At 74.2% G+C, this 25571-nt stretch carries 22 protein-coding genes and 1 pseudogene; 13 read left to right on the forward strand and 10 right to left on the reverse strand.

The genetic code is table 11. The features are described from left to right. Positions 1-3: 3 nt before the first annotated feature. The gene (locus SLAV_RS06055) at positions 4-1203 is read right to left on the reverse strand and encodes a thiolase family protein (protein ID WP_030229930.1); all 1200 of its coding nucleotides are present in this window, start codon (positions 1201-1203) and stop codon (positions 4-6) included. Positions 1204-1431: 228 nt separating this feature from the next. Then, on the reverse strand, positions 1432-2508 hold the full coding sequence (locus tag SLAV_RS06060) for a LacI family DNA-binding transcriptional regulator (protein ID WP_051840904.1): 1077 nt from the start codon (positions 2506-2508) through the stop codon (positions 1432-1434). A 264-nt stretch (positions 2509-2772) separates the two neighbouring features. On the opposite strand from SLAV_RS06060, the gene SLAV_RS06065 reads away from it, so the two are divergent. From SLAV_RS06065 to SLAV_RS06085, 5 genes are all read left to right on the forward strand, one after another. Next, positions 2773-4029, forward strand: coding sequence for an MFS transporter (locus tag SLAV_RS06065; protein ID WP_030229932.1), 1257 nt, complete (start codon positions 2773-2775; stop codon positions 4027-4029). Between the two features lie 71 nt (positions 4030-4100). Continuing rightward, a complete protein-coding gene (locus SLAV_RS06070) occupies positions 4101-4796 on the forward strand; it encodes an alpha/beta fold hydrolase (RefSeq protein ID WP_030229933.1) in 696 nt (231 codons plus the stop codon). Positions 4797-4884: 88 nt separating this feature from the next. Further along, positions 4885-6369 carry an amidase gene (locus SLAV_RS06075; protein ID WP_051840907.1) on the forward strand — a complete coding sequence of 495 codons (1485 nt, stop codon included), beginning with the start codon at positions 4885-4887 and terminating at the stop codon, positions 6367-6369. 235 nt (positions 6370-6604) lie between these two features. Next, on the forward strand, positions 6605-6949 hold the full coding sequence (locus tag SLAV_RS06080) for a hypothetical protein (RefSeq protein ID WP_030229935.1): 345 nt from the start codon (positions 6605-6607) through the stop codon (positions 6947-6949). A gap of 98 nt (positions 6950-7047) precedes the next feature. After that, positions 7048-8325, forward strand: coding sequence for a PA0049 C-terminal domain-containing protein (locus SLAV_RS06085; RefSeq protein ID WP_051840908.1), 1278 nt, complete (start codon positions 7048-7050; stop codon positions 8323-8325). On the opposite strand, the gene SLAV_RS06090 is transcribed toward SLAV_RS06085, so the two are convergent. The 3 genes from SLAV_RS06090 to SLAV_RS06100 form a co-directional block, all read right to left on the reverse strand. After that, a complete protein-coding gene (locus SLAV_RS06090; RefSeq protein ID WP_030229937.1) occupies positions 8309-9805 on the reverse strand; it encodes a cellulose binding domain-containing protein in 1497 nt (498 codons plus the stop codon). The genes SLAV_RS06085 and SLAV_RS06090 overlap by 17 nt on opposite strands. Positions 9806-9990: 185 nt before the next feature. Then, positions 9991-10305 carry a hypothetical protein gene (locus tag SLAV_RS06095; protein WP_030229938.1) on the reverse strand — a complete coding sequence of 105 codons (315 nt, stop codon included), beginning with the start codon at positions 10303-10305 and terminating at the stop codon, positions 9991-9993. A gap of 84 nt (positions 10306-10389) precedes the next feature. After that, positions 10390-11934: an RICIN domain-containing protein gene (locus SLAV_RS06100; protein ID WP_030229939.1), complete on the reverse strand. Its 1545-nt coding sequence runs from the start codon at positions 11932-11934 to the stop codon at positions 10390-10392. 135 nt (positions 11935-12069) lie between these two features. Here SLAV_RS06100 and SLAV_RS06105 point away from each other — a divergent pair, with 135 nt between their 5' ends. Next, positions 12070-12534, forward strand: coding sequence for a type II toxin-antitoxin system PemK/MazF family toxin (locus SLAV_RS06105; RefSeq protein WP_030229940.1), 465 nt, complete (start codon positions 12070-12072; stop codon positions 12532-12534). 69 nt (positions 12535-12603) lie between these two features. Here SLAV_RS06105 and SLAV_RS06110 read toward each other — a convergent pair whose 3' ends face one another. After that, positions 12604-13416, reverse strand: coding sequence for a TIGR02452 family protein (locus SLAV_RS06110; protein ID WP_030229941.1), 813 nt, complete (start codon positions 13414-13416; stop codon positions 12604-12606). 107 nt (positions 13417-13523) lie between these two features. On the opposite strand from SLAV_RS06110, the gene egtA reads away from it, so the two are divergent. Genes egtA through egtD form a run of 4 tightly spaced genes read left to right on the forward strand, consistent with a single transcriptional unit; the run spans position 13524 to position 17909 of the window. Then, positions 13524-14837 carry an ergothioneine biosynthesis glutamate--cysteine ligase EgtA gene (gene egtA, locus SLAV_RS06115; protein WP_030229942.1) on the forward strand — a complete coding sequence of 438 codons (1314 nt, stop codon included), beginning with the start codon at positions 13524-13526 and terminating at the stop codon, positions 14835-14837. Further along, positions 14834-16168, forward strand: a complete 1335-nt coding sequence (egtB, locus tag SLAV_RS06120) for an ergothioneine biosynthesis protein EgtB (protein ID WP_030229943.1) — start codon at positions 14834-14836, stop codon at positions 16166-16168. Before egtA ends, egtB begins: the two co-directional genes overlap by 4 nt. Further along, a complete protein-coding gene (gene egtC / locus SLAV_RS06125) occupies positions 16168-16926 on the forward strand; it encodes an ergothioneine biosynthesis protein EgtC (RefSeq protein WP_030229944.1) in 759 nt (252 codons plus the stop codon). Before egtB ends, egtC begins: the two co-directional genes overlap by 1 nt. 11 nt (positions 16927-16937) lie before the next feature. After that, on the forward strand, positions 16938-17909 hold the full coding sequence (egtD, locus tag SLAV_RS06130) for an L-histidine N(alpha)-methyltransferase (protein ID WP_394298619.1): 972 nt from the start codon (positions 16938-16940) through the stop codon (positions 17907-17909). 359 nt (positions 17910-18268) lie between these two features. On the opposite strand, the pseudogene SLAV_RS42230 reads toward egtD, so the two are convergent. The 3 genes and pseudogenes from SLAV_RS42230 to SLAV_RS06145 form a co-directional block, all read right to left on the reverse strand. Beyond that, a pseudogene (locus tag SLAV_RS42230) lies at positions 18269-18799 on the reverse strand (lysophospholipid acyltransferase family protein); the annotation flags it as partial. Continuing rightward, complete coding sequence (locus tag SLAV_RS06140) at positions 18796-19599, reverse strand: GNAT family N-acetyltransferase (protein WP_208754732.1); 804 nt, start codon at positions 19597-19599, stop codon at positions 18796-18798. The gene SLAV_RS06140 and the pseudogene SLAV_RS42230, both read right to left, overlap by 4 nt. Positions 19600-19754: 155 nt before the next feature. Beyond that, entirely contained in the window at positions 19755-21020 is a 1266-nt protein-coding gene (locus SLAV_RS06145; protein ID WP_030241589.1) for an extracellular solute-binding protein, read from the reverse strand. Between the two features lie 173 nt (positions 21021-21193). Here SLAV_RS06145 and SLAV_RS06150 point away from each other — a divergent pair, with 173 nt between their 5' ends. Continuing rightward, positions 21194-21409 (forward strand): dodecin, encoded by a 216-nt coding sequence (locus tag SLAV_RS06150; RefSeq protein ID WP_030241592.1) that lies wholly within the window; start codon positions 21194-21196, stop codon positions 21407-21409. Positions 21410-21517: 108 nt separating this feature from the next. On the opposite strand, the gene SLAV_RS06155 is transcribed toward SLAV_RS06150, so the two are convergent. Then, positions 21518-22012, reverse strand: coding sequence for a phosphatase domain-containing protein (locus SLAV_RS06155; protein WP_030241594.1), 495 nt, complete (start codon positions 22010-22012; stop codon positions 21518-21520). Between the two features lie 110 nt (positions 22013-22122). On the opposite strand from SLAV_RS06155, the gene SLAV_RS06160 reads away from it, so the two are divergent. Together SLAV_RS06160 and SLAV_RS06165 are read left to right on the forward strand one after the other, a co-directional pair. Beyond that, a complete protein-coding gene (locus tag SLAV_RS06160; protein WP_030241596.1) occupies positions 22123-23115 on the forward strand; it encodes an LLM class flavin-dependent oxidoreductase in 993 nt (330 codons plus the stop codon). 18 nt (positions 23116-23133) lie between these two features. Then, the gene (locus tag SLAV_RS06165; RefSeq protein ID WP_078950756.1) at positions 23134-25566 is read left to right on the forward strand and encodes an excinuclease ABC subunit UvrA; all 2433 of its coding nucleotides are present in this window, start codon (positions 23134-23136) and stop codon (positions 25564-25566) included. Positions 25567-25571 lie beyond the last annotated feature (5 nt).

Consider the following 25571-nt stretch of genomic DNA (forward strand, 5'->3'; position numbering starts at 1 on the left):
GGTTCAACGCTCCAGGACCAGCGCGATGCCCTGCCCGACGCCGATGCACAGCGCCGCCATGCCGGTACCCGAACCGGCCGCCGCCAGCTGGTGGGCGACGGAGCCCGCCAGCCGGGCGCCCGAGGCACCGAGCGGGTGGCCGATGGCGAGGGCCCCGCCGCGCGGGTTCACCGCGGCCGGATCCAGCTCGGGCCAGGCCCCGAGGCAGCCCAACGCCTGGGCCGCGAAGGCCTCGTTGAGCTCCAGGACGGACAGGTCGGCCAGGCGGCGGTCCGCCTTGGCCAGCGCCCGCGCGACGGCGTCGACCGGGCCGAGGCCGAAGAGCTGCGGCTCGATGCCGGTGACGGCGCAGGCGCCGATCCGGGCCAGCGGCTCGCGCCCGGTGGCGGCCAGCCCCGCCTCGTCGGTGAGCAGGAGGGCGGCGGCCCCGTCGTTGAGGGGAGAGGCGTTCCCGGCGGTGACGGTGCCGGAGCCGTCGCCGCGGAAGGCGGGCTTGAGGCGGGCCAGGGATTCGGGGGTGGACCCCTCGCGGATGGACTCGTCACGCAGCAGGTCCACGCCCGGGTAGCCGACGACCTCGCCGTCGTAGAGCCCGCCGGCCCAGGCGGCGGCGGCCTTGCGGTGGCTCTCCAGGGCGAACAGGTCCTGCGCCTCGCGCGAGATGCCGTGCTTCTCGGCGATCAGCTCGGCACCCTCGCCGAGGGAACCGGTCCACTCGGGGGGCATGGCCGGGTTGGTCATCCGCCAGCCGAGGGTGGTCGACCACATCTGCTGGTGCCCGGCCGGGAAGGCGCGTTCGGGCTTCTGCACCACCCAGGGGGCGCGGGTCATCGACTCGACGCCGCCCGCGATGGCGACGGAGGCGTCCCCGACCGCGATGGCGCGGGCGGCCTGGATGACGGCTTCGAGTCCCGAGCCGCAGAGCCGGTTGACGGTGACGCCGGGCACGGTGACCGGCAGTCCGGCGAGCAGCACGGCCATGCGGGCCACGTCGCGATTGTCCTCGCCGGCACCGTTGGCGTCGCCGAAGACGACGTCGTCGATGCGGGACGGGTCCAGGTCGGGCGTACGGTCCACCAGGGCGCGCACCACGTGGGCGGCCAGGTCGTCCGGCCGGATCCCGGCGAGGGCCCCGCCGAACTTGCCGATCGGGGTGCGGACGGCGTCGACGACGTACACGTCGCGGACGGTGCGGATGCTCATGGGGTCGCTCCTGGGCGGATCCGTACGGGCGGCGGCGGCGCGCGACGGTGCCGGTGTGGGCACCGGGACGCACCCCCGGGGCACGCCCGGTGGGGCGCGCCCGCAGTCTCCGCCCCCACGTCACCGCCTGTCAACGGCCCCCCGGACCACCCCTCGGACACCGGACCGGGGGCGGGCCCGGGGCTCGAAGCCCGGGACCCGGAGCCCGGGCGCCCCGGACTCCCGCCGTCAGGTGGATTCGCGGCGGACCGCCGTCGCGGACATCAGGTCGTGCCGCCCGGTGATCTCGGACGGCTCCCGCACCGCGCGGTCCACCAGCGAGGCCAGATGGTCCCCGGTCGGCAGCTCGATCTGGACCGTGCTCAGCCGCGGGCGCAGCAGCCGCCCGATGAGCAGGTCGTCGGCGCCCATGACGGCGACGTCTCCGGGGACGTCCAGCCCCTCGTCCTGCAGGGCCCGCATCAGCAGCATCGCGTACTCGTCGTTGTACGCGAACACGGCGTCCAGGCCGAGCGAGCGCCAGCGGCCCGCCAGCTCCGCCGCGGACTCCTCCGTGTAGGCCATCGGCAGCACCTGGGTCCGCGCACCCGGCACCGACCGGGCCCCGGCCAGCCGGGGCGCGGAGAAGAGCTCCAGGCCGTCCTCCTCCGGGACGATGACCCCGATCCGGTTCCGGCCGCGTTCCACGAGGTGGGCGGCGGCCCGTGCCCCGACCTCCGCCTGGTCCATCACGAGGGCGTGGGCCCCCGGTACGCCGACCGGGCCCAGCGTTATCACGGCGCGCGCCCCGGCCCGTTTGAGGGTGGCGACGTTGTGCGCGGACAGGCTGACCTCCCCCAGCGAGATCACCGCGACGGGCCGCAGTTCGGCCCACGCCCGCGCCGCCTCGTCACCGGTCAGGCCGAGGCTGCCGTACTGCACCACCGTGTAGTCGAGGCGGCGCAGGGCCCACTGGAGCTCGTTGAGGAAGGCGCTGTACAGCGGGCCCACCGGGACGTGCGAGGTGGGCAGCAGGACGATGCGGGTGTGCCCGGCGCGCAGGCTGCGCGCGGCGGCGTGCGGGACGTAGCCCAGTTCCTCGGCGGCCTCGCGGACCTTGCGGCGCGTGGGCTCGCTGATGCGTACGGCTTCCGCGTTGTTCAGCACGTACGAGACCGTCGCGCGCGACACGCCGGCCAGGCGGGCGACATCGGCGCTGGTCGGGACGGGTGCGGGTGCCGGTTCGGGGGGCGGGGTGGCCGGGGTCCGGCGGCTGCGCGGCTTCGGCGAGCTCGGGGGGATCGGCGCGTTCGATGAGTGAGACATTGCCGAGGCATCCTTCCAGACCGATCACGTCCGGGGTCTGGCGGATGGCCGGAAACGGGTGCTACACAGTGGTTACACGATTCATTGACACGTGTAACCCGTGACGTCACCACGTCACCCGAGCGCCGCCCTCCCCGCTCCACGAGGCAGCGCCACACGTGTCCCCGCCGTGCCGCCGCCCCGTCGCGTTCCACCGCACCCCGCCCTCGCGACGGGGCGGCGCGCACCCCCTCACCCGCTCGCATTCCTGCCCAGGAGGGCACCGTGGCCCTTTCCTCCCCCGGCACCGGCAACGCCGCCGCCACCTCCTCCCGCACGTCCGCCGCCCCGGCCCCCGGACGCGGCCTGCTCCCCCTGCTGCTCGTCGGCAACACCGCGATGTACTCGCTGTACATCGGCGTCGGCGGCATCCTGCTCGCCCTCCAGGTCGAGCAGGTCGACCCGGCGCACAAGGTCTCCGACTTCGGCCTGATCGCGGGGGTCTCGGCGATCTTCGCGACGGTCTTCAACCCGGTCGCCGGGGCACTGTCCGACCGCAGCGGACGGCGCAACCCCTGGATCCTGGGCGGCGGCCTCGCCGCCGTGCCCGCCATGTTCCTGCTCGGCCTCGCCGACACCGTCCTGCTCATCACCATCGCCTGGTGCCTCGGCCAGGCCGTCATGAACGTCTACCAGGCCGCCCTCGCCTCGGTCGTCCCCGACCGGGTCCCGACCGCCGCCCGCGGCAAGGCCTCGGCCGCCGTCGGCCTCGGCCTGCCCTTCGGCTCGGCCCTCGGCGCCCTGGCGGGCGCCGCGTTCTCCGAGGACCACCGCACCGGCTACCTCGTCTTCGGCGCTCTGGTGGCGGCCGCCGCGGTGCTGTTCACCGCCTGCACCCGCGAGCAACGGCTCCCGGCGCGCGCGTCCCTGCCGGTCCGGGCCCAGCTGGCCGCCTTCACCGGCGCCCTGCGCGACCACGACTTCCGCTGGGCGTTCACCGGGCGCGCGCTGCTCGTGCTCGGGTACTTCGCCGTCAGCGGCTACCAGCTGTACATCCTGCAGGACCACACCGTGCTGCCGGACGGGATGGAGCCCGAAGCGGCGGTGGCGGTGCTGGTGCCGCTGACGAGCGTGGCGATGGTCCTGTCCACCGTCCTGGGCGGGTACCTCTCCGACCGCTTCGACCGCCGCAAGCTGTTCGTCGGCGCCTCGGCCCTGCTGTCGGCGGTGGCGCTGGTGATCCCGGCCGTCTCGGCGAGCTGGTCGGCGATGCTGGCCTTCTCCGTGGTCAACGGCCTGGCCTTCGGCTGCTACATGGCGGTCGACACCGCCCTCGTCACGATGGTGCTGCCCAACGCCGAGGACGCGGCGCGCGACATGGGCGTGCTCAACATCGCGAACGCGGGACCCCAGATCGTCGCACCGTTCATCGCCTCGGTGATCGTCTCGGTGAGCGGCGGCTACACCGCGCTGTTCGTCGCCGCCGCCGCGCTGGCCGTGGCGGGGGCACTGGCGGTACGGCCGATCCGCGGCGTCCGCTGACGACGCCGCTCCCCCCCTCTCATCCCCTTCACTCCTTCCTCCTTTCCCCTTCCTTCGAGAAAGGCTCCACCGTGCAGTTGCGCACCCAGACCTGGGGCGAGGGCGACCGCCTCGCCCTCCTCGTCCACGGCATCATGTCCGACCACCGCACCTGGCGCCGGGTCGGTCCCGCCCTCGCCGGGCGCGGCTACCGGGTGGTCGCCGTCGATCTGCGGGGCCACGGCGCCAGCGGGCGGGGCGAGTACGGCCCCGAGCTCTTCGCGGACGACCTCGTCGAGACCCTGCCCGTGGGCGCCGAGCTGGCCGTCGGGCATTCCCTGGGCGGCCTGACCCTGTCCCTCGCGGTGGAGCGCCTGAAGCCCGCGCGGGCGGTGTTCTCCGATCCGGCCTGGCACCTGGCCCTTCCCGCGGCGGGCTTCGGGCCCGAGCTGTTCGCCGACTTCAAGACGGCCGGCCGGGAGCGGATCCGGGCGATGAACCCGCGCTGGGACGAGGAGGACGTGGACGTGGAACTGAGCACCCTCGCCGTGTGGGACGAGGCCACCGCCCTCGGCCTCGCCGCCCTGGCCGGCCGGGACCTGCTGCCCGCGGCCCCGGTGGTCCCCTCGCTCGTCCAGCTCGCCGACCCGAGCTTCCTCGTGTCTCCCGAGCGGGCCGCGCTGCTGGCGGAGCGAGGTTTCGAGGTCCGTACGGTCGCCGGGGCCGGGCACACCATCCACCGGGACGACTTCGACGGCTTCATGGCCTCGCTGGAGGGCTGGATCTAGCAGACCCGCCGACCCGCCGGCCGTCCCTTCCCGATCGGGGCCGCCTCCCCTTACCGTCGGTACTACCGATCGGTAAGGGGGAGGTCCGATGACGGACTCGTGGTACGCGGACGGTGCGGCGGGGCCCTTGGGGGCCCACGCCCCCGAAGGACCGACGGGCCTGCGGGAGATGGCCGACGCACTGGCCGAAGGCAGCGTCACCGCACGCCGGCTGACCGAGCGTTCGCTGGAGCGGATCGCCGCGTCCCGGGCCTCGCTCAACGCCTTCCGGATCGTCCGGGCAGAGGCCGCCCTCGCGGAGGCGGACGCGGCGGACGTGCGGCTGGCCCGCGGTGAGCGGCTGCCGCTGCTGGGCGTACCGGTCGCGGTCAAGGACGACATGGACGTGGCCGGGGAGCCCACCGCCTTCGGCTGCCCCGGGGTCTTCCCGCCCAAGGCCGCCGACAGCGAGGCGGTGCGCCGCCTGCGCGCGGCCGGGGCCGTGATCGTGGGCAAGACCCAGACCCCTGAGCTGGGGCAGTGGCCGTTCACCGAGGGGCCCGCCTTCGGCGAGACCCGCAACCCGTGGAACCCGGCCCACACCCCCGGCGGTTCCTCCGGCGGTTCGGCCGCCGCCGTGGCCGCGGGGCTGGTGCCCGCGGCGCTCGGCTCCGACGGCGCGGGCTCGGTGCGGATCCCCGCGGCCTGGACCCACCTGGTGGGGATCAAGCCACAGCGCGGGCGCATCTCCACCTGGCCGGAGCCCGAGTCCTTCCACGGGCTCACGGTCAACGGCGTGCTGGCCCGTACGGTGGCGGACGCCGCGCTGCTGCTGGACGCGGCGAGCGGACCCGCCCCGGAGGACCTCCACCGCCCGGCACCGTTCTCGGCGGTGGAGGCGGCGGGCCGGCCGCCGGGCCGGCTGCGGATCGCCCTGTCCTACGGGACGGCCTTCACCGCCTCGGCGACCCCCCTCGACCCCGTGGTCCGTGCCGCAGTGGAACGGCTGGCCGGGCGGCTGGAGGCGCTGGGCCACGAGGTGATCCCGGAGGATCCGCGCTACGGCCCCGTCGGGCCCGCCTTCGTGCCGCGCGCGACGGCCGGGGTACGGGAGCTGGCGGCGCGGGTTCCGGACCCCGGGCTGCTGGATCCGCGTACCCACGGGGCGGCTCGTACGGGCCGTCTGCTGGGCGGGCCGGCGCTGCGGCTCTCACGGCGGGCCGAGGGGCTGCTGCGCCGCCGGACCGGGGAGATCTTCGACCGCTTCGACGTGGTGCTGACCCCGACGACGGCCACCCCGCCCCTGCGGATCGGCGCTCTTGCCGGGCTGGGGGCGCTGGCCACGGACCGGGCGATGATCGCCGCGTGCCCGTACGCCTGGACGTGGAACGTGCTGGGCTGGCCGGGTGTCGGCGTCCCGGCGGGGTTCACCCCTGACGGACTGCCTCTGGGCGCACAGCTGTTGGGCCCGGCGGAGTCGGAGCCGAGGCTGCTGGCACTGGCGGCGCAGCTGGAGGCGGCGGAGGACTGGGCACGGCACTGGCCGCCGGTAAGTGCCCGCCCGGAGACGGGACTTGCGCCTTCGGCCCGTTGACCGTCCGGGTGGAGGAGGACTCCTCGCCGATGAAGACCACTGGTACGGCAGGGCTCTTCGTCCAACCGGTGCTGGACGGACGGAGGTCGGCCGGTCCTGGCGGGTCTGCGGGCACCCCCGAGGAGAGGAAGACCGCAACATTCGGCCACCTGTCTCATTCGCATATGATTCGGCACGCCCGGCTCGCGGCGCGATCCGGACTTCTCCAACTCCATGCAGAACAGGTGGCTTTGCCATGCCCAGAAACCTCAAGTTCGCCTCGGTCGCCCTGGCCGGCGTCCTGGCCGCGACCGGCCTGACGGCCGCGACGGCCTCGCCCGCTGCTGCCGCGCAGACCTGCCCCTGGCCGTACGTCTGCTTCCTCGACGGCAACGAGAACATCCTGACGATGTACAAGGACACCGGCTGGCAGCCCACCAGCGCCAAGACCCGCACCGCCCGCTGGGTGACCGACTCGCGCAACCAGGACTGCGCGTACCTGAAGTACGCCAGCGGCTACGTCGACCAGATCCGCCCCGGCCAGAGCTTCGGCCTCGGCTCCGGCGTCGTCGAGATCAACATCACCAACGGCTGCCCCTGATCCTCCGGGCCCCGGCCTTCCCCGGCCACCGCGACGGGGGCCTGGGGAAGGCCGGATCCGCCTCCCCGCCCGCGCACCCGTATGTAATGTCACATCGCATGATGTTCTTACGCCGCGCGGCCCTCGCCGCCGCCCTCCTCGGCGTCACCGCCGTCCTCCCGCCCGCCGCCGCTCACGCGGACCCCTCCCCCGCCTGCCGGGACTCCCCGGCCACGGCAGCCGCCCCCGTGCCGGACCCGGAACAGAGCCGCCTGGCGGACCCGAGGACCGCCGCGTTCCCGGAGCGGGCCGGACTGGACTCCTTCGTACGGCGCTTCCCCGCCGCCCTGTGCGCCACCCGCGACGCCGCCGGGGCGCAGCGCCTCCTCGACACGTGGGGCGAGGCGCTCTGGCAGGCCGCCGTGAACCGCGCGCAGGGCCGCCGGACCGGCGGTGACCTCCCCGCCGGCGACGACCGGCCGCTCTACTGGGCCAGGCTCGCCATGACCGTCCGGCTCGCGCGGTGGCAGCCGGAGTTCCCCGTTGACCGCGCGGCCCTGAAGTCCCGGTTCGAGGACGCCTCGCGCGGACTCACCTCCAACGCGTTCCGCCCGGCCCCGGGCGTGCGGCGGATCTTCGTCAGCGGCTTCGACCCCTTCGGCCTGGACGCCGAGCTGCGCCGGGCCAATCCCTCCGGCTCGGCGGCGCTGCGGCTCAACGGCCGCCGGATCACCCTGGCGGACGGGACCACCGCCGAGATCCGGGCCGTCGTCCTGCCCGTCCGCTACGCCGACTTCGACGCGGGCATCGTCGAGCGCGCCTACGGACCCCGGCTGGCGGCCGGTCCGGGCTCCGCCGACATGATCACCAGCATCAGCCAGGGCTACCCCGGCATCTTCACCCTGGAGGCCTGGGCGGGCCGGGCCCGTTCGGCGGACCCGTACCCGGACAACGCGGACGCCCTGTCCGGCGGTACGTACGAACACCCGGTCACGGCTCCCGGCCTCGGCCCGGGCGCGGAGTTCCTGCGGACCAGCCTGCCGACCGGCGCCATGACCGGCGTTCAGGCGCCCTACCCCGTACGCCTGAACACCGCCGTCACGGAGATACCGGCCGGACAGCAGGGCCCGGTGGACCGGGCGGACGGACCCACCCCAGGATCGCGCGCCGTGGCGGGCGGAGGCGGCGGCTACCTCTCCAACGAGGTGGCCTACCGCTCCAACCGGCTCCGCCTGGAGCTGCGCCCCGACCTGCCCGGCGGCCATCTGCACACCCCGGTGCTCACGGGACTGCCCGCCGACCCCGGCCAGTTGACCGGGGCCGACTTCGAGCGCAACGAGGACGCGATCACCGAGGAGGTGCTGGCAGTGCTGCGCGCCTCTAACGCAGGGCGCTGAACGCCTTGGTGAAGGCGAGGGGCTGCTGGAGGACCGAACTGCACGTGGCGTCCGCGTGGTCCACTGCCCCCGCCGCGCACTGCTTGTCGCGGGCCGCCGACCACATGGCCAGGCGCCCGATCCCCTTCGAAGCCGCGAACTCGACGAGCTGCGTCGCGTCGGAGACCGAGAAGACCTCCGTCGCGACGTCGTTGACGCCGATCATCGGGGTGACGGCGACGGCCTTCCATGCCGCCTGGTCCGAGAGCCCGAGCACGCCCTTCAGCTGGGCCTGGGTCGCCGTCGCGGCCTGGATCGCGTACTGGCCCATGTCCCCGCCGTACGCCGGGCCGTAGTCCATCGCCATGATGTTGACCGCGTCGATCCGCACGCCGTTCTTCTTCGCGTCGGCCAGCAGCGCCACGCCCGGCTGGGTCAGCCCCTCGGGCATCACGGGCAGGGTGAACGCCACGTCCAGACCGGGGTGGGACTTCTGCAGCCGGGCTATGGCCTGGGCGCGGCGGGTGTTGGCGGCGGTGTCCGGGAGGGCGGCGCCCTCGATGTCGAAGTCGACCTTGGTGAGCCGGTACTGGTCGATGACCTTTCCGTACGCGGCCGCGAGGTCGTCGGTGCTCGCGCAGTTCAGCGCCAGCTCGCGTCCGGCGGCGCCGCCGAAGGACACGCGGACGTCCCCGCCCTTGGCGCGCAGCGCGCCGATCTGGGCGGCCACCTTGTCGCTCGCCAGGTCGGTGACCCCGCCCCACAGCGGGGAACATCCGCCGCCCGAGGTCACGAAGGCGAGGTGGAACTCCTTCACCCCGGTGCGGGCCACGGTGTCGAGCAGGTCGTAGGCCGGGTAGAGGGAGGTGTCGACGTACGGGGCGAAGCGCGCGCCGGCCCCCGGAGCGGGTGCGGGCACGGTCGGGGACGCCGTGGCGGTCGGGGTCGCGGTGGGGGTGGTGGGGGTCGCGGTGGGGGTCCGGGTCGGAGCCGTCGGCGCGGGGGTCGGGCTACCCGTGGGGCCGTCCGTGGGCCGTCCGCTGGGCTGCGGGGTCGCGCCCTGGTCGACGGAGCACTTCACCCCGTCGATCAGGCACCGAGTCGGGACGCCGGGGGCGGCGGACCCGCTCGCGACGAAGCCGACGGTGACGGAGGCCCCGGGGGCGAGGGTCCGGTTCCAGCTCGCGGGCTTCACGGTGACGTGCTGGCCGGAGACCGTGTGGGTTCCGTTCCACAGGGAGTCGATCTTCGTGCCGGCCGGCAGGTCGAACTGCAGGGTCCAGTCCTCCCGGGCCTGGCCCGTGTTGTTGGTGACGACGTACTGCCCGGTGTAACCGCCGCTCCAGGAGCTGGAGGTGGTGTACACGGCACCGACCGAGGTGGCCTGGGCGGTCCCGGTGAACGCGAAGGCGGCGCCACCGATCACCGCCGCCGCCACGATCGCTCCCGTGATCTTCGCCTTGCCGCTGGTCGTACGGCGGTGACCGACTGTGCTGCCCATCGCGTGCCTGCCTCTGTGTTACCGGGGAGTTGGGGTGCGGCAGCACGCTAGCCTCACGGAATCGGACATTCCCCCCCTTCCGGCCCGTCGGCGACGAGCCTTAGGGTCCGCTTAAGGCGGCGGTAAGAGGGGGATGAGGATGCGGACCTCCGGCCCCCGCGCGGACCAAAGGCTTTGATGGTCCGTCAGCCGCGCCTTCGGACGAGGCCGAGGAAGACCGGGCCCGCGACGGCGGCGCCCAGGGCCGTGCCGGCGGTCGCCTGCGCGGGGGTGTGGTCGCGGAGCCGCACGCGGGACCGGCCGACGAGGGCGAGGACGTATCCGGCCAGGACCCAGGGGCCCGTAGCCGAGGCCAAGAACGCGGCGAACGCCCCCCAGCCGACTCCGGCCGCGCCCTCGGCGTGCCATCCGGTCAGCAGCGCCACGGCGACGGTCCACGCCCGGGGTTCGAGGCCGTCGGTGATCCGCCGGGCCAGGGGGTGCTCCGTGCCACCGCCCATGTGCCCCCCTCGTCTCCGGCCCTGATCATGCCGGCGGTCCGGGCCGGGCGCGGGCAGGGGGGCGCCGTCGTCAGGGTTGGCGGGTCAGGTGTTGGGGCCGCACTCCAGGACGCCCTTGGCGATGCCCTTGAACGCGCCGGTGAGCATGCCGATGGCGACTCCCTCGGGACCGGTCAGGGCACCCATGGCACCTCCCACGACGATGCTGGTGCCGATCTTCTTGGCCATGCACTTGTCGTGCTCGTCGCCGCTCTCGGAAGCGGGGGCGGACGCGGAAGCGGAAGCGGCGGCGATGCCCGCGGGGGTGCCGCCGCCCAGGGAGAAGGTCGGGGGCGTGATCGTGCCGGTGACCGTGTCGCCGGTGACGCCTTCGACGGTCTGGGTGACGCTGTTGCCGGCCACCGTGAGGACGACCCGGTGGGCCGTGCCGCCGGTGTCCGTGACGGTGCCGGGTTCCACCGTCGCGATCGTGGCGCCGTCGGCGCCGACGACCCGGACACCGTTCTTGTGGGCGGCCAGCCTGGCTCCCGCGGGCACGTCCATGGTGCCCGTCGCGGTCCGCGCGAGCGCGGCGGGCGTGACGTCGGCGCCGCCGGTGCCGCTTCCGGGCGCCTGCGGGCTGGTGCGGGCCACGTACATGGTGGATCCGGCGGCCGAGTTGACGACGGGGACGGTCACGGTCGCGTCGGTGGTCCACGGCTGGTTGTCGGTGTCGAAGGTCCACGTGCCGGTGACCTTCTTGCCGACGGCGGCGAAGTCGACCCAGCCGTAGTTCCCGGCCGGGACGTCGACCGCGATGCCGTTCACGGTGGTCTCGTCGGACTGGTAGGTCTGCGTGGCGGTGAGCTGGTTGGAGATCATCGCCTGGACGGGGGCGGAGACGCCGACGGATGACGACAGGCCCACGGAGAACGACTGCGCCCAGCCGGAGTGGTAGATCGTGGTGAAGACCTGCTTCATGGTGCCGCCGGTGTCGTTGTACCAGACCGACGAGGCGGGCTGCCGGGGCAGGACCTCGGGCTGCCCTTCGGACCTCTGGGTCCACGAGCAGGTGGAGGTCCGCTTCGCGCACAGGTCGGCGTAGTAGTCGAGGGCGAGGGCCCTCGCCTCGGCCGCCTTCGACGCGGGGACCGTCCACTGCTGGCTCGCGCCGCCGTTGCACACGTTGGGCTGGGCGAGGATGCCCCACAGGTGGAGGCCGCCCCGGTTGTCCATGCAGTACTCGGTGCCGCTGGAGTCGTCACGGCGGACGATGCCGAAGCTGTTGGGCCTGCCGTCCACGGGGCGGAAGTGCCATTGCTCGCCTTCCTTGCCGCAGGACTGCTGTACGGCGGGCTGGGAGGCGTACACGCACTTCCCGGAGGAGGTGTTGGCGAGGTTGAACGTACCGGGGGCGCCGAGCCTGATCAGCCGCCAGTTCGTGTAGTTGGTGCCGTCGGGGGTGACGGAGATCTGGTTCCCGTCGCCGTTGCCGGTCGCGTTGAGGGTGCCGTCGGTGTTGGTGAAGGTGTAGGCGTCGGTCGCGGCGGCCGCGGGCGTCGCGGTCGCCGCGAGGACGGGTAAGAGGAGGGTCAGGGCGGCGGCCGGCGCGGTGAGGAGCTTCGCGGCCCGCTTCAGGTTTTTGTTCATGATCGCTTTCTGTGGTGAGCCCGTGTCGTTTCCGTGGCTATCACGTCGCGTTCGGTGAACACAGGGCCGCCGAGCCGGGATGGCGGATTCCCGACGCGGCCCGACGGGCCCGCGGAACCTAGTAATCTCCGCGGGATGACGGCACTTTCGCACCACGGCAACGGCCACGTCGAGCAGCCCGGACGGGGCGGGGACACCGCCACCGTCGAGGCCGATCCGCATGCCATCGGGCCCGTGCGGACCGAGTACGCCCCGGACCACGACGGGGATCCCGACCCCGGCGAGATCGTCTGGACCTGGGTCCCCTTCGAGGAGAACGACGGCCGCGGCAAGGACCGCCCGGTGCTCGTGGTCGCGCGGGAGGCGGGCGGGCACACGCTGCTCGCCGTCCAGCTCTCCAGCAAGCGCCACGACGCCGACCGGGAGTGGGTGCCGATCGGCTCCGGGCCCTGGGACGGCGCGGGACGTGAGTCGTGGGTCGACCTGGACCGGGTGCTGCGCGTCCACGAGTCGGGCATGCGCCGCGAGGCCTGCGCGCTCGACCGGGGCCGCTTCACGCTGGTGACGGACCGCCTGCGGGAGCGCTACGGCTGGCAGTAGCACGCGGTCCGCCCGTCCGGGATCCCCCGTCGGAATCCCCGGAATCCCCGGAATCCCCCGTCGGCCCCGTCAGGACGGAAAGGCCCGTTCGAACGCCTCACGGGGCTCGGGGGACCGGTCCAGGATCCCGAAGACGACCTCCTCGAACACCCCCGCGAAGCGGCCGGTCAGCAGCGCCCTGAAGGCCTCCGCCACCTGCGCCGGGTCGTTGCGGAACACCCCGCACCCCCACGCCCCCAGCACGAGGCGCCCGTACCCGTGCAGCGTCGCGACCTCCAGCACCCGCTCGGCCCGCCGGGCCAGGGCGCCGGGGATCTCGTGCGCCCGCTCCGGCTCCTGGCGGCGGATCGTGCCCGCGTTCGGCGCCGGGGAGGTGAGGAAGCCGGCGCGGAACGGCACCTCCAGCAGCTCGCCCCGGTCGTCGCGGAAGACGGGCACCCCGGGCGAGTGAATCACCCGGTCGGTGTAGAAGGTGCTCTTCCCCTCGCGGTGCACCTCGTAGTACTCCGGGGCCTCCAGGAGGGTCTCGTAGAGGGCCGAGGCGCGGCACAGAGCCTCCTCCTGCGCCTTGGCCCCGCGCACGTACCCGCCCCCGGGATTGCGGGCCGAGGCGAAGTTCAGGACCGCAACCGGACCGCGCCCCGCGAGGCGACGGGCTGCGACCGTGCTGCTCTCCCCCGTGACCTCGAAGACCGTCGCGGCCGTACCGCCGATGGACCCGCCGTCTGGAATGACCGGGTTTGGCCCATATATTCTGGTTCCGGCCTTGGCTTCCGCCAGGCCGGCGGCGAGGGAGATCCGCCGTCCCGACCGCGTCCGGTACCCCCCGGCCGCCAGGATCAGCGCGTTCTCCCGCGCGATTTCACGCAATCTGCTGCTCACGTCGCCATCCTCGGTGCGGACCACCGGGACGGCAAAGGCATTTGTGTCCCGGGCACGGGTAGGCACGGGTGACATCACTGCCGACGACAGGAGGCGAGGTTCCGGTCATGACCGAGGACTCACCCGCTCCCCCCGCGCAGGACTTCGCCCAACCGCCGCTCACCGAAGCGGCCGCCGAGGACCTGGTCCACGGCATCTGTTTCAAGACCGGGCCGCCCCGGCTGGTCGGCGCCGAACTGGAATGGCTGGTGCTCGACGCGGAGCGGCCCTGGCTGCCCCTGCCGCCCGAGCGGCTGACCGCGGGCCACGAGGCCGCCCGCGCCCTGCCCCTGCGGTCCCGCCTCACCGCCGAGCCGGGCGGCCAGCTGGAGCTCAGCTCCGCCCCGGCCGCCTCCCTCTCCGACTGCGTGGACGGCCTCCAGGCCGACCTGACCGCCGTCCGCGCCGCCCTCGGCGACCGCGGCCTGGTACTGCGGGGCCTGGGCCGCGATCCGCGCGGCCCGCAGCGCCGCCTGCTGACCAGCCCGCGCTACGAGGCCATGGAGGCCTACTTCGACCGGACCGGCCCCGCCGGCCGCGCGATGATGCGCTCCTCCGCCTCCGTCCAGGTCTGCGTGGACGCGGGCCACGAGGAGCCCGGCCCGCTCGGGCACGGCCGGCGCTGGCGGCTGGCACACCTGCTGGGTGCCGTGCTCGTGGCCGCCTTCGCCAACTCCCCCGCCCGCGAGGGCCCGTACCGGGGCTGGAAGTGTGCCCGGCAGGGCATCTGGAGCGACATCGACACGCGCCGCTCCCTCGCCCCGCCCCTGGACGCCGAGCCGCGCGCCGCCTGGACGCGGCACGCGCTCGACACCGAGGTGATGTGCGTACGGGCGCACGGGGACGGGCCCTGGGCGGTGCCGCGCGGGCTCACGTTCCGCGACTGGCTGCGCACCGACGGCGGCCACGGCCTGCGCCGGCCCACCGCCGGGGACCTGGAGTACCACCTCACCACCCTCTTCCCGCCGGTCCGGCCCCGCGGCCACCTGGAACTGCGGATGATCGACGCGCAGCCGGGCGAGGACGGCTGGCTGGTGCCCACGGCCGTCACGCACGCGCTCTTCGACGACCCGGAGGCCGCCGAGACCGCCTACCGGGCCGTGAAGGCCCTGGCCGACGCCTACGGCAGCGCGCGCGCCCCGCGCAACGCGCTGTGGCACACCGCCGCCCGGTCCGGACTGGCCGACCGTGACCTGCGCACGGCCGCCACGGCCTGCTTCGAGGCGGCGGCCGAGGCGCTGCCGCGGCTGGGGGCGAGCACGCACGTGCGGGACACCGTCGGCGCCTTCGCCGAACGGTACGTACGGCGCGGCCGCTGCCCGGCCGACGACGCCGGGGACCACGAACTCCTGCAGCCCATCGGGAAGGGACAGCGCCCGTGACCACCGAGACCCACCCCGAGACCGAGACCGGTACCGGTACCGGTCGACTGCGGGAGCGGGCCGTCGCCGCCCTGACCGCGGCCCGTGCCCGGACGGCCGCGCTCACCGACGCCGTCGACGACCGGGACCTGACCGCGCAGCACTCCCCCCTGATGTCCCCGCTGGTCTGGGACCTGGCGCACATCGGGAACCAGGAGGAACTCTGGCTGCTGCGCAACGTCGCCGGCCGAGCGTCCATGCACCCCGAGATCGACCCGCTGTACGACGCGTTCGAGCACCCCCGTGCCGAGCGCCCGAAGCTGCCCCTGCTGGGCCCGGGGGCGGCCCGTTCGTACGCCGCCAAGGTCCGCGGACGCGTCTTCGACCTGCTGGAGCACACCCCGCTGGAGGGCACGCCGCTGCTCGACGGGGGCTTCGCCTTCGGGATGATCGCCCAGCACGAACAGCAGCACGACGAAACGATGCTGATCACCCACCAGCTGCGGGCGGGCGCACCCGTGCTGACCGCGCCCGACCCCGAGCCGCCGCAGGGCCCGCCCCCGGCCGCGGCCGAAGTCCTGGTACCGGGCGGCCCGTTCACCATGGGCACCTCCGCCGAGCCCTGGTCGCTGGACAACGAACGGCCCGCGCACACCCGGGACACGGCCCCCTTCTGGATCGACACGGTACCGGTGACCTGCGGCGCCTTCCGGGCCTTCATGGACGACGGCGGCTACGGCGAGCGCCGCTGGTGGGCCGACGCCGGCTGGGAGCAGATCCGCACGCACGGCATCGGGGCCCCGCTGTTCTGGCACCGCGAGGGCGGACAGTGGCTGCGCCGCCGCTTCGGGGTGACCGAACCGGTGCCCGAGGACGAGCCGGTGCTGCACGTCAGCTGGTACGAGGCGGACGCGTACGCCCGCTGGGCGGGGCGGCGGCTGCCCACCGAGACGGAGTGGGAGAAGGCCGCCCGGTACGACCCGGCCACCGGCCGCTCCCGCCGCTACCCCTGGGGCGACGCCGATCCCACCCCCGCCCACGCCAACCTGGGCCAGCGCCACCTGCGCCCGTCCCGCGCGGGCGCCCATCCGGCCGGGGCCTCCCCGCTCGGGGTGCGCCAGCTGATCGGCGACGTGTGGGAGTGGACGTCCTCGGACTTCCTGCCGTACCCCGGGTTCCGCGCCTTCCCGTACCGCGAGTACTCGGAGGTGTTCTTCGGGCCGGAGCACAAGGTGCTGCGCGGCGGCTCCTTCGCCGTGGACCCGGTGGCCTGCCGGGGCACCTTCCGCAACTGGGACCTGCCCGTACGACGGCAGATCTTCTCCGGCTTCCGCACGGCGAGGGATGCCTGATGTGCCGTCACATAGCCTATCTGGGCTCGCCCGTATCGCTGGGGCGGCTGCTCGTCGAGCCGGAGCACTCGCTGGTGCGGCAGTCCTGGGCGCCGCGGCGGCAGCGGTACGGCACCGTGAACGCGGACGGCTTCGGCGTGGGCTGGTACGCCGAGGGCGATCCCGTCCCGGCCCGCTACCGGCGGGACCGGCCGATCTGGGGCGACCCGGGGTTCCCGGACCTCGCCCGCGTGGTGCGCAGCGGGGCCTTCCTCGCCGCCGTGCGCGACGCCACCGTCGCCGGGGCGGACGGGGAGGCGGCCGCCGCCCCCTTCGCCTCGGGGCCCTGGCTGTTCAGCCACAACGGGAGCCTGCGGGACTGGCCGGACTCGGTCGCCGAGACCGCCTCGGCGTTGTCTGCCCGGGAGCTGCTGGACCTGGCCGCGCGCACCGATTCGGCGCTGGTCTGGGCGCTGGTGCTGCACCGGCTGCGGCAGGGCGACGACCTGGGCACGGCTCTGGCGGAGGCGGTCCGCGAGCTGGCCGGCGCCGCGCCGGGCTCCCGGCTGAACCTGCTCCTGACCGACGGCGCGGCGATCGCCGCGACGGCCTGGGGGGACTCCCTCTGGTACCTCTCCGATCCGCCGGCGGGTCGGGTGGTCGTGGCCTCCGAGCCCTACGACGACGATCCCCGCTGGTACGAAGTGCCCGACCGGACCCTGCTGAGCGCCACACCCGCCCGGGTCACCCTGACCCCCCTCAAGGAGACCACCCCGTGAACGACTTCCAGATGACCCGGACCCTCGACGAGAACGCCGCCGAGGTCGCGCTGCGCACGGACGTGCTGAGCGGGCTGACCCGCTTCCCCAAGGAGCTGCCGCCGAAGTGGTTCTACGACGCCCGGGGCAGCGAGCTCTTCGAGGAGATCACCCGGCTGCCCGAGTACTACCCGACGCGCGCCGAGCGGGAGATCCTGCTGGAGCGGGCCCAGGAGATCGCTTCCGTGTCCGGGGCGCGCACCCTGGTGGAGCTGGGTTCGGGTTCCTCGGAGAAGACCCGGCACCTGATCGAGGCGATGCCCGCGCTGGAGACGTACGTCCCGGTGGACGTGAGCGAGAGCGCGCTGACCGGCGCGGCCGAGTCCCTGCTGGCGGAGCATCCGCGGCTGCGGGTGCACGCGCTGCTGGCGGACTTCACCCGGCCGCTGCGGCTGCCGGAGTCGGCCGGGCCCCGGCTGGTGGTGTTCCTGGGCGGCACCATCGGGAACCTGCTGCCGCCGGAGCGGGCGGTGTTCCTGGCGTCGGTACGGGCCATGCTCTCGCCCGGCGACGCCCTGCTGATGGGCACGGACCTGGTGAAGGACGAGGCCGTGCTGGTGGCGGCGTACGACGACGCCCGGGGGGTGACGGCGGAGTTCAACAAGAACGTGCTCGCGGTGATCGACCGGGAGCTGGGGGCGGATTTCCACACCGCCGACTTCGCGCACGTGGCGGTGTGGAACCGGGAGCACGAATGGATCGAGATGCGTCTGAGGGCCCGGGAGGCGGTGACGGTGAAGGTCCGGGCACTGGATCTGGTGGTGCCGTTCGAGGCGGGTGAGGAGATCCTGACGGAGGTCTCCGCGAAGTTCCGTCAGGAGGGTGTGCGAAAGGAACTGGCGGAGGCAGGGCTGGAGTTGACCCAGTGGTGGACGGACTCGGAGGGACGTTTCGCGTTGTCCCTCTCCGTGGCGGACGGAACCGTCGCCGGCTCGGCGGACTGATGCGGCGGGGGTGAGGGGCGCTGCTGCGCGGGCACGCCCGCCAGCAGTTCCCTTCCGTCCCGCGACTGCGGCTCCCGCTCGCGGCCGAGGCCGGGCCCGTCCCCGTCGAGGACGGCCAGCCGGGCCGCCGCGGCGAGTTCCCGCCGGTCCGGGTGACGGCCCGGCGGGATCCGCGGGAGCAGCCACACCTCGGCGCTCACCCCGCGGGCGCGGGCGATCCGCCACAGGGAGGCGGTCAGCGGGTCGTCCCCGACGAAGGCGGGCGCCCCGGCGACCTCCCCGTCCGCCAGCCGGTAGCGCAGCCGCACCGGCTGTACGGGGACCCGTGCGTCCAGCGCCGCCTGGAAGGCGGCCCGCCGGAAGGGTCCCTGGGCGCGCCCGCACCAGGTGGAACCCTCGGGGAAGACGGTGACCCGGTTCCCGGCCAGCAGGGCCCGGGTGACGGTCGCGACGGTTTCGGGCAGGGCCCGGATCCGGTCGCGTTCGATGAACAGGGTCCCCGCGCGGGCGGCGAGGGCGCCGAGCACCGGCCAGGCCCCGATCTCGCTCTTGGCCAGCATCCGGGACGGCAGGACCGCCGTGACCAGCGGGATGTCCAGCCAGGAGATGTGGTTGGCGACGATCAGGCGGCCCCCTTCCCCGCCGGGGGCGCCGTGCACGGTGATCCGTATCCCGAGGGCCCGCAGGAGCGCGGCGGACCAGGCCCGGATCACGGCGTGGCGGGGGCGGACGGGGAGCATCCGCACCGGTGCGGCGGCCGGGACGGCGAGCAGGAACAGGGCGAGGGCGGTGGCGAGCCGGAGCACCGCCCTCGGGATGCCCGCGGCCCGTCCCGGGTGGTCCGCGCAGGCCTGCGGGGTGCAGGGCGCCGTGGGCAGCCAGACGCTCATGCGCCCGGGGCGAGCGAGAGGAAGTGGTTCAGGTAGCGCGGGTTGGTCCGGCGCAGGGACAGCAGCACGTACAGGTCGGCGCAGCCGAACGCGGCGTCGAGGGCGGGCTCGCCGCAGACCCAGGCGCCCAGCCGCAGGTAGCCGCGCAGCAGCGGCGGGAGCTCCATGCGTCCGGGGACGGTGACGCCCTCGGGGTTCCAGGGGAGGTGGGGGGTGACCCGGTACTCCTGGGGGGCGAGGTTGCGGGCCAGGACGGTCTCGCGGGTGGCGGCGGCCAGCACCCCTCCGTCGGCCAGCGGGATGGAGCAGCAGCCGGCCAGCCAGTTGTGGCCGGAGCGCTCCATGTAGCGGGCGAGCCCGGCCCAGATCAGGGCGATGACGGCGCCGTTGCGGTGGTCGGGGTGGACGCAGGAGCGGCCGACCTCGACGAGGTCGGGGCGGATCGGGGCGAGGGCGGAGAGGTCGAACTCGCTCTCGGAGTAGAGGCGGCCGGCGACGGCGGCGCGTTCGGGCGGGAGCAGCCGGTAGGTGCCGACGACCTGTCCGCTCTCCTCGTCGAGGACGAGGAGGTGGTCGCAGAAGGCGTCGAAGGAGTCGGTGTCCAGGCCCGGCTCGGGGCCGTCGAGGCGGGCGCCGAGCTCGCCGGCGAAGACCTGGTGGCGCAGGCGCTGGGCGGCGCGCACCTCGTCCTCGTTGCGGGCGAGGCGGACCGCGTACCGGGGGCTGGCCGGGGCGGGCGGTGCGAGGGGGGAGGGCGCGGGGGGTGCGAGGGGGGACGGGGACAGGGGTGCGATGGTCATGGCTGCTCCTGATCCGGGCACGTGGAGCCGGGCCGCAGGTGGGCGGGCCCGGCTCCTTTACTTCTTCCGTGACCGGCTGGATTCGACATGACCGCTCAGCGGCACTTGGATGTGCGGACGCTGAACTCAGCGGACCGGTGTCCGGCGTACGGGTGTCAGCGGTCGGAGCTGAGGACCCTGCTGACGGTGTCCGATGCCTTCTTCGCCGCCGTCGCGGCGTCCTGGCCGTTCAGGACGGCCGTCATGTACGCCTTGACGGGGTTCTTGGCCTCCACCTCGGCCCAGCGCGCGGACTTGGGGGTGGCCCGGCCCTGTGCGGCGCCGGAGGCCATGGCGGCGGCTCCGTCGTTGCCGTCGACGACGTGCGCGAGGGTGGTCTTGTTGGGGACGTAGCTCATCGTGCGGGCGAGCTCGGTCTGCCACTTCTCGCTGACCAGCGCGGTGATCACGTCGACGGCGTGGGCGCGCTGCGCCGTCTTCTCCGGGATGATCAGGTCGGAGCCGCCGGTGAAGACGGCCCCGGGCTTCTCGGGGGTCTTGCCGGGTATGGGGAAGAAGCCGAGCTTGCCCTTGAGGGCGGGATTGGCGGCCTCGATCTGGGCGGCCTGGCCGGGCGGGGCGATGATCTGGGCGACCTGGCCGCGGGCGAAGACCTCGGACTGCGGGGGCGTCTCCTCGTCGGCGCCCTTGGGCCCGTCGCCGAGGCCCTGGAGCTGCTTGTAGAACTCCATTCCGGCGAGGGCCTTCTCGTCGTCGAGGGTGCCGACCCACTGGCCGCTGGTCTCGACGGCGAGGTCGCCGCCCTCGTCCCAGATGAACCCGGCGAGGACGTACCAGTTCTGGCCGGGCAGGTAGATGCCCTGCTGGTCGCCCTTGTCGAGCTTCTGGGTGTCGGCGATCCACTCCTGGCGGCTCTTGGGCGGGGTCTTGATCCCGGCGCCCGCGAACAGGTCCTTGTTGTAGATGACCACCCGGTTGGCGGCGTACCAGGGGACTCCGTACTGGGCGCCGTTGATGCTTCCGGGGTCGGAGAGGCCCTTGAGCCAGTCCTTGCTGCCCCATTCGCGCAGGCCCTCCAGGGTGAGCTCGGAGAGGCCGCCGGTCTCCACGTACTGGGCGACCTGGGTGTTGCCGACCTCGATGACGTCGGCGCTCTCCCCGCCCTTGCCGGCGAGGACGGCGTTGACCTTGTCGCCGATGCCCTTCCACTCCTGGATCTTCACGTCGAGGTCGATGCCGGGGTGCTGCTTCTCGAAGTCGGCGGTGAACCTGGCGATGAAATCGTCGGAGGCGCTGCCCTTCATCAGCCAGAGGGTCACCCTCTCGGAGCCGCCGCCCGAGCCGGCCGACTGGCCGCCGCAACCGGTCAGTGCGGCGGCCGCCGCGAGGGCCGTGCACACGGCGAGGAAGCGCATCTTCACGAGGGTCACGGGGGTCACCTTCTGGGGATGGATCTCAGATGGCTTGAAATTGGCATAGACCAATGGGTGGGTCAACCCCCTTTCACCCGGGATTGTTCACGCAAAGTTCGCGGACCCGGGCTTACTGGGGCACCGTGGAACAAGGCAACAGCGACGACTGGCGGGAGACCCCCATGTCCAACCACACCTACCGGGTGACCGAGATCGTCGGCACCTCCCACGAGGGCATCGATCAGGCCATCCGGAACGGTCTGGCCCGCGCGGGCCAGACCCTCCGGAACCTGGACTGGTTCGAGGTCACGCAGATGCGCGGGCACATCGAGAACGGGCAGATCGCGCACTACCAGGTAGGGCTGAAGGTGGGCTTCCGCCTCGACGGCGAGGACTGACGGGCTCGGGCGGTACGGATCGACGGCGAGGGCCGCGAGGACGACGCGGGCGGGGGCGACGGCTCCGAGGACGGGGCGGAGCCCACTGGCTGCGGCGGCCGGCTCCGCTCAGGTGCGGCCCTCGCCCTCCTGGGCGTCCTTCAGCTCCGGCGCCTCCGCCGCCCAGTCCGCCAGGACCACCCGGAAGCCGGCCGCGCGGGCGGCCTGGCAGACGAGCTCGTCGTCGTCGACGAGCATGCGCACCTCGCGCCCGCGGGCGAGCCGCTTGAGCACGTCCAGCTTGGTCAGCCGGGCCGGGCGCCGGTCCTGGTCGCCGCGCATCCAGATCCGCCCCTCGGGCAGCCCGTGCCGGACCAGCCAGTCCTCGGTGTCCGCCCGGCACCGCTCCGGCCGGCCGGTCAGGTACACGACCTCGCAGTCCGCCGCGCGCTCCACCGCGAGCGCGACGCCGCGCGCCAGCGGGGGATCGGCCGGAGCGGCTCCGAAGAAGCCCTCCCAGTCACGGGGCCGGCCCTCCAGGAAGTGCTGGCGGTGGCCGGTGTCGGCCAGGGTGTTGTCGATGTCGAACACGGCCAGCGGGCGGCGGGATGCGGTCTCGGTCATGACGGCAGCGTAGGCGCCGCCACCGACAGCGGACAGGGTGGGCCGGTCCCGGACGGACGCCCTGCGTCCCGCACCGGGAATCCCCGCCGGCACCACGCGTTGACACCGTTGTGATCACAAGAATCTCGATCCTGGACCGCTCCCGCACCCGCGAAGGGCACCCCGCCCCCGAGGCACTGCGCGACACCGTGGAGCTGGCCCGCGCGGCGGAGGAACTCGGCTACCACCGCTTCTGGGTGTCCGAACACCACAGCGTGCCCGGGGTCGCGGGCTCCGCCCCCACCGTCCTGGCCGCCGCCGTGGCCGCCGCGACCCGGCGGATCCGGGTCGGCACCGGCGGGGTCATGCTGCCCAACCACCAGCCCCTGGTGGTCGCCGAACAGTTCGGGGTCCTGGAGGCGCTGTTCCCCGGCCGGATCGACATGGGCCTGGGCCGTTCGGTCGGCTTCACGGGAGGCATCCGCCGCGCCCTGGGCCGGGACACCGGGGACGCCGACCGCTTCGAGGAGCAGCTGACCGAGCTGCTCGGCTGGATCGACGGCACCCAGCGGGCCCACCCCGAGGTGCACGCCCGCCCCGCCGAGGGGCTGCGGGTGCCGGCGTACGTACTGGCCACCGGCGAGGGCGCGGGGATCGCGGCCCGCGCCGGGCTGCCGCTGGTGGTGGGCGACCTGCGCTCCCGCGCCCGGCTCGCGGAGGCGGTCGGACGCTACCGCGCGGAGTTCCGGCCCTCCGCCCGGCGCTCCACGCCCTACGTCATGGTGTCCGGGACCGTCGCGGTCGCCGCCACCGAGGAGGAGGCCCGGCGGATCCTGGTCCCGGAGGCCTGGGCGCTGGCCCACTCCCGCACCCGGGGCGTCTTCCCTCCCCTGCGTCCCGCCGCCGGGATCGATGCGCTGGAGATGACCCCCAAGGAGCGGGAGCTGTACGAGGGCGCCCTCGCGGGGCACGTCGCCGGCACCGAGGAACAGGTCGCGGCGGAACTGGCCCGGATCGCGGAGAGCACCGGGGCGGACGAGCTGCTCGTCACCACGTCCACGTACGACCGGACGGCCCTGCTGGACGGCTTCACCAGGCTGGCCCGGATCGCCGGGCTGTCGTAGGGCCCTAAACTGGGGCGAATGCGCCACTCCCCCGATGCCCCCGGTCCCGCCGTCCCCGGTCCCGGTCCCGGTCCCGGCCGCGACGCCGTCGACCCCTGCGTACGGGTGCGGGGCGCCCGGGAGCACAACCTGCACGGGGTCGACGTGGACATCCCCCGCGACACCCTGACCGTCTTCACCGGGGTCTCCGGCTCCGGGAAGAGCTCCCTGGCCTTCGGCACCCTCTACGCCGAGGCGCAGCGCCGGTACTTCGAGTCCGTGGCCCCCTACGCCCGGCGCCTCATCCACCAGATCGGCGCCCCGAAGGTGGACGCGGTGACGGGGCTGCCGCCCGCCGTCTCCCTGGAGCAGCGCCGCTCCTCCCCGGGCTCGCGCTCCTCGGTCGGCACGGTGACCCTGCTCTCCAACTCCCTGCGGATGCTGTACTCCCGGGCCGGTACGTACCCTCCGGGCGCGCCGCGCCTGGACTCGGACGCCTTCTCCCCCAACACCGCCTCCGGCGCCTGTCCTTCCTGCCACGGGCTGGGGCGGATCCACCGCACCAGCGAGGAACTGCTCGTACCCGATCCCTCGCTGTCGATCCGTCAGGGGGCGATTGCCGCCTGGCCGGGCGCCTGGCAGGGCAAGAACCTGCGCGACGTCCTGGAGGTGCTCGGCCACGACGTGGACCGGCCGTGGCGGGAGCTGCCGGCGGCGGAGCGCGAGTGGATCCTGTTCACCGAGGAGCAGCCGGTGGTCACCGTGCACCCGGTGCGGGACGCCGACCGGATCCAACGCCCCTACCAGGGCACGTACATGAGCGCCCACCGCTATGTGATGCGGACCTTCTCGGACACCAAGAGCGCGACCCTGCGGGCGCGGGCCGAGAAGTTCCTCACCGACGCGCCGTGCCCGGTGTGCGAGGGGCGCAGGCTGCGGCCGGAGGCGTTGGCGGTGACCTTCGCGGGCCGCACCATCGCGGAGCTCGCGGGGCTCGCGCTGAGCGAGCTGGACGGCGTACTGGCGTCCTTCCGGGCCGAGGGCGAGGCGGCCCGGGTGCTGGCGGAGGACCTGCGCGGGCGGATCGCGCCCGTCGTGGAGCTCGGTCTCGGCTACCTGAGCCTGGACCGGACCGCGCCGACCCTGTCGGCGGGCGAGCTCCAGCGGCTGCGGCTGGCCACGCAGCTGCGGTCGGGGCTGTTCGGGGTGGTGTACGTCCTCGACGAGCCGTCGGCGGGGCTGCACCCGGCCGACACGGAGGCACTGCTCGGCGTACTGGACCGGCTCAAGTCGGCCGGGAACACCGTCTTCGTGGTGGAGCACCACCTGGACGTGGTACGGCACGCGGACTGGCTGGTGGACGTCGGCCCGCTGGCCGGGGAGCACGGGGGACGGGTGCTGTACAGCGGCCCGCCGGAGGGGCTCGCGGGGGTGGCGGAGTCGGCGACGGCCCGCCACCTGTTCGCGCGGCCGGCGGCGGTGGCGGCCCGGCCGGTCCGTACGGCCACCGGGACGGTCCGGGTCACCGGCGCCGACCGGCACAACCTGCGCGACCTGTCGGTGGAGTTCCCGCTCGGGGTGTTCACGGCGGTGACGGGGGTGTCGGGTTCGGGCAAGTCCACGCTGGTGGGCCAGGTGCTCGCGCGGGAGGTCGACGGGCGGCTGGCGGAGGCGGACTTCCCGGTGCGGCGACTGGTGGAGGTGGACCAGAAGCCGATCGGGCGGACGCCCCGCTCGAACCTGGCCACGTACACGGGGCTGTTCGACGTGGTGCGCAGGCTGTTCACGGCGCTGCCGGAGTCGAAGGCGCGCGGCTGGAAGGCGGGCCGGTTCTCCTTCAACGTGCCGGGCGGGCGCTGCGAGACCTGCCAGGGCGAGGGCTTCGTCTCCGTCGAGCTGCTCTTCCTGCCCAGTACGTACGCCCCCTGCCCGGTCTGCGCGGGCGCCCGGTACAACGCGGAGACGCTGGAGGTCCGGTACGCCGGGCTGGACATCGCGCAGGTCCTGGGGCTGACCGTGGAGGCGGCCGCCGCGTTCTTCGCCGATGTCCCGGCGGCGGCGCGCAGTCTGCGGGCGCTGGTGGACATCGGCCTGGGCTACCTGCGGCTGGGGCAGCCCGCGACGGAGCTCTCGGGCGGCGAGGCCCAGCGGATCAAGCTGGCGACGGAGCTGCAGCGGCTGCGCCGCGACCACACCCTGTACCTGCTGGACGAGCCGACGACGGGGCTGCACCCGGCCGATGTACGGGTGCTGCTGGGGCAGTTGCACGGGCTGGTGGACGCCGGGCACTCGGTGGTGGTCGTGGAACACGACATGGAGGTGGTGGCGGGCGCGGACTGGGTCGTCGACCTGGGTCCGGGCGGCGGAGCGGAGGGCGGCCGGGTCACGGCCTGCGGGCCGCCCGCGGAGGTCGCCGCCCGGGGCGAGGGCCGTACGGCCCGCTACCTGGCCCGCGCGCTGGGGGCGTCGTAGGCCGG

The sequence above is a fragment of the Streptomyces lavendulae subsp. lavendulae genome, from assembly GCF_002803845.1.
GTDB classification, from domain to species: domain Bacteria; phylum Actinomycetota; class Actinomycetes; order Streptomycetales; family Streptomycetaceae; genus Streptomyces; species Streptomyces lavendulae.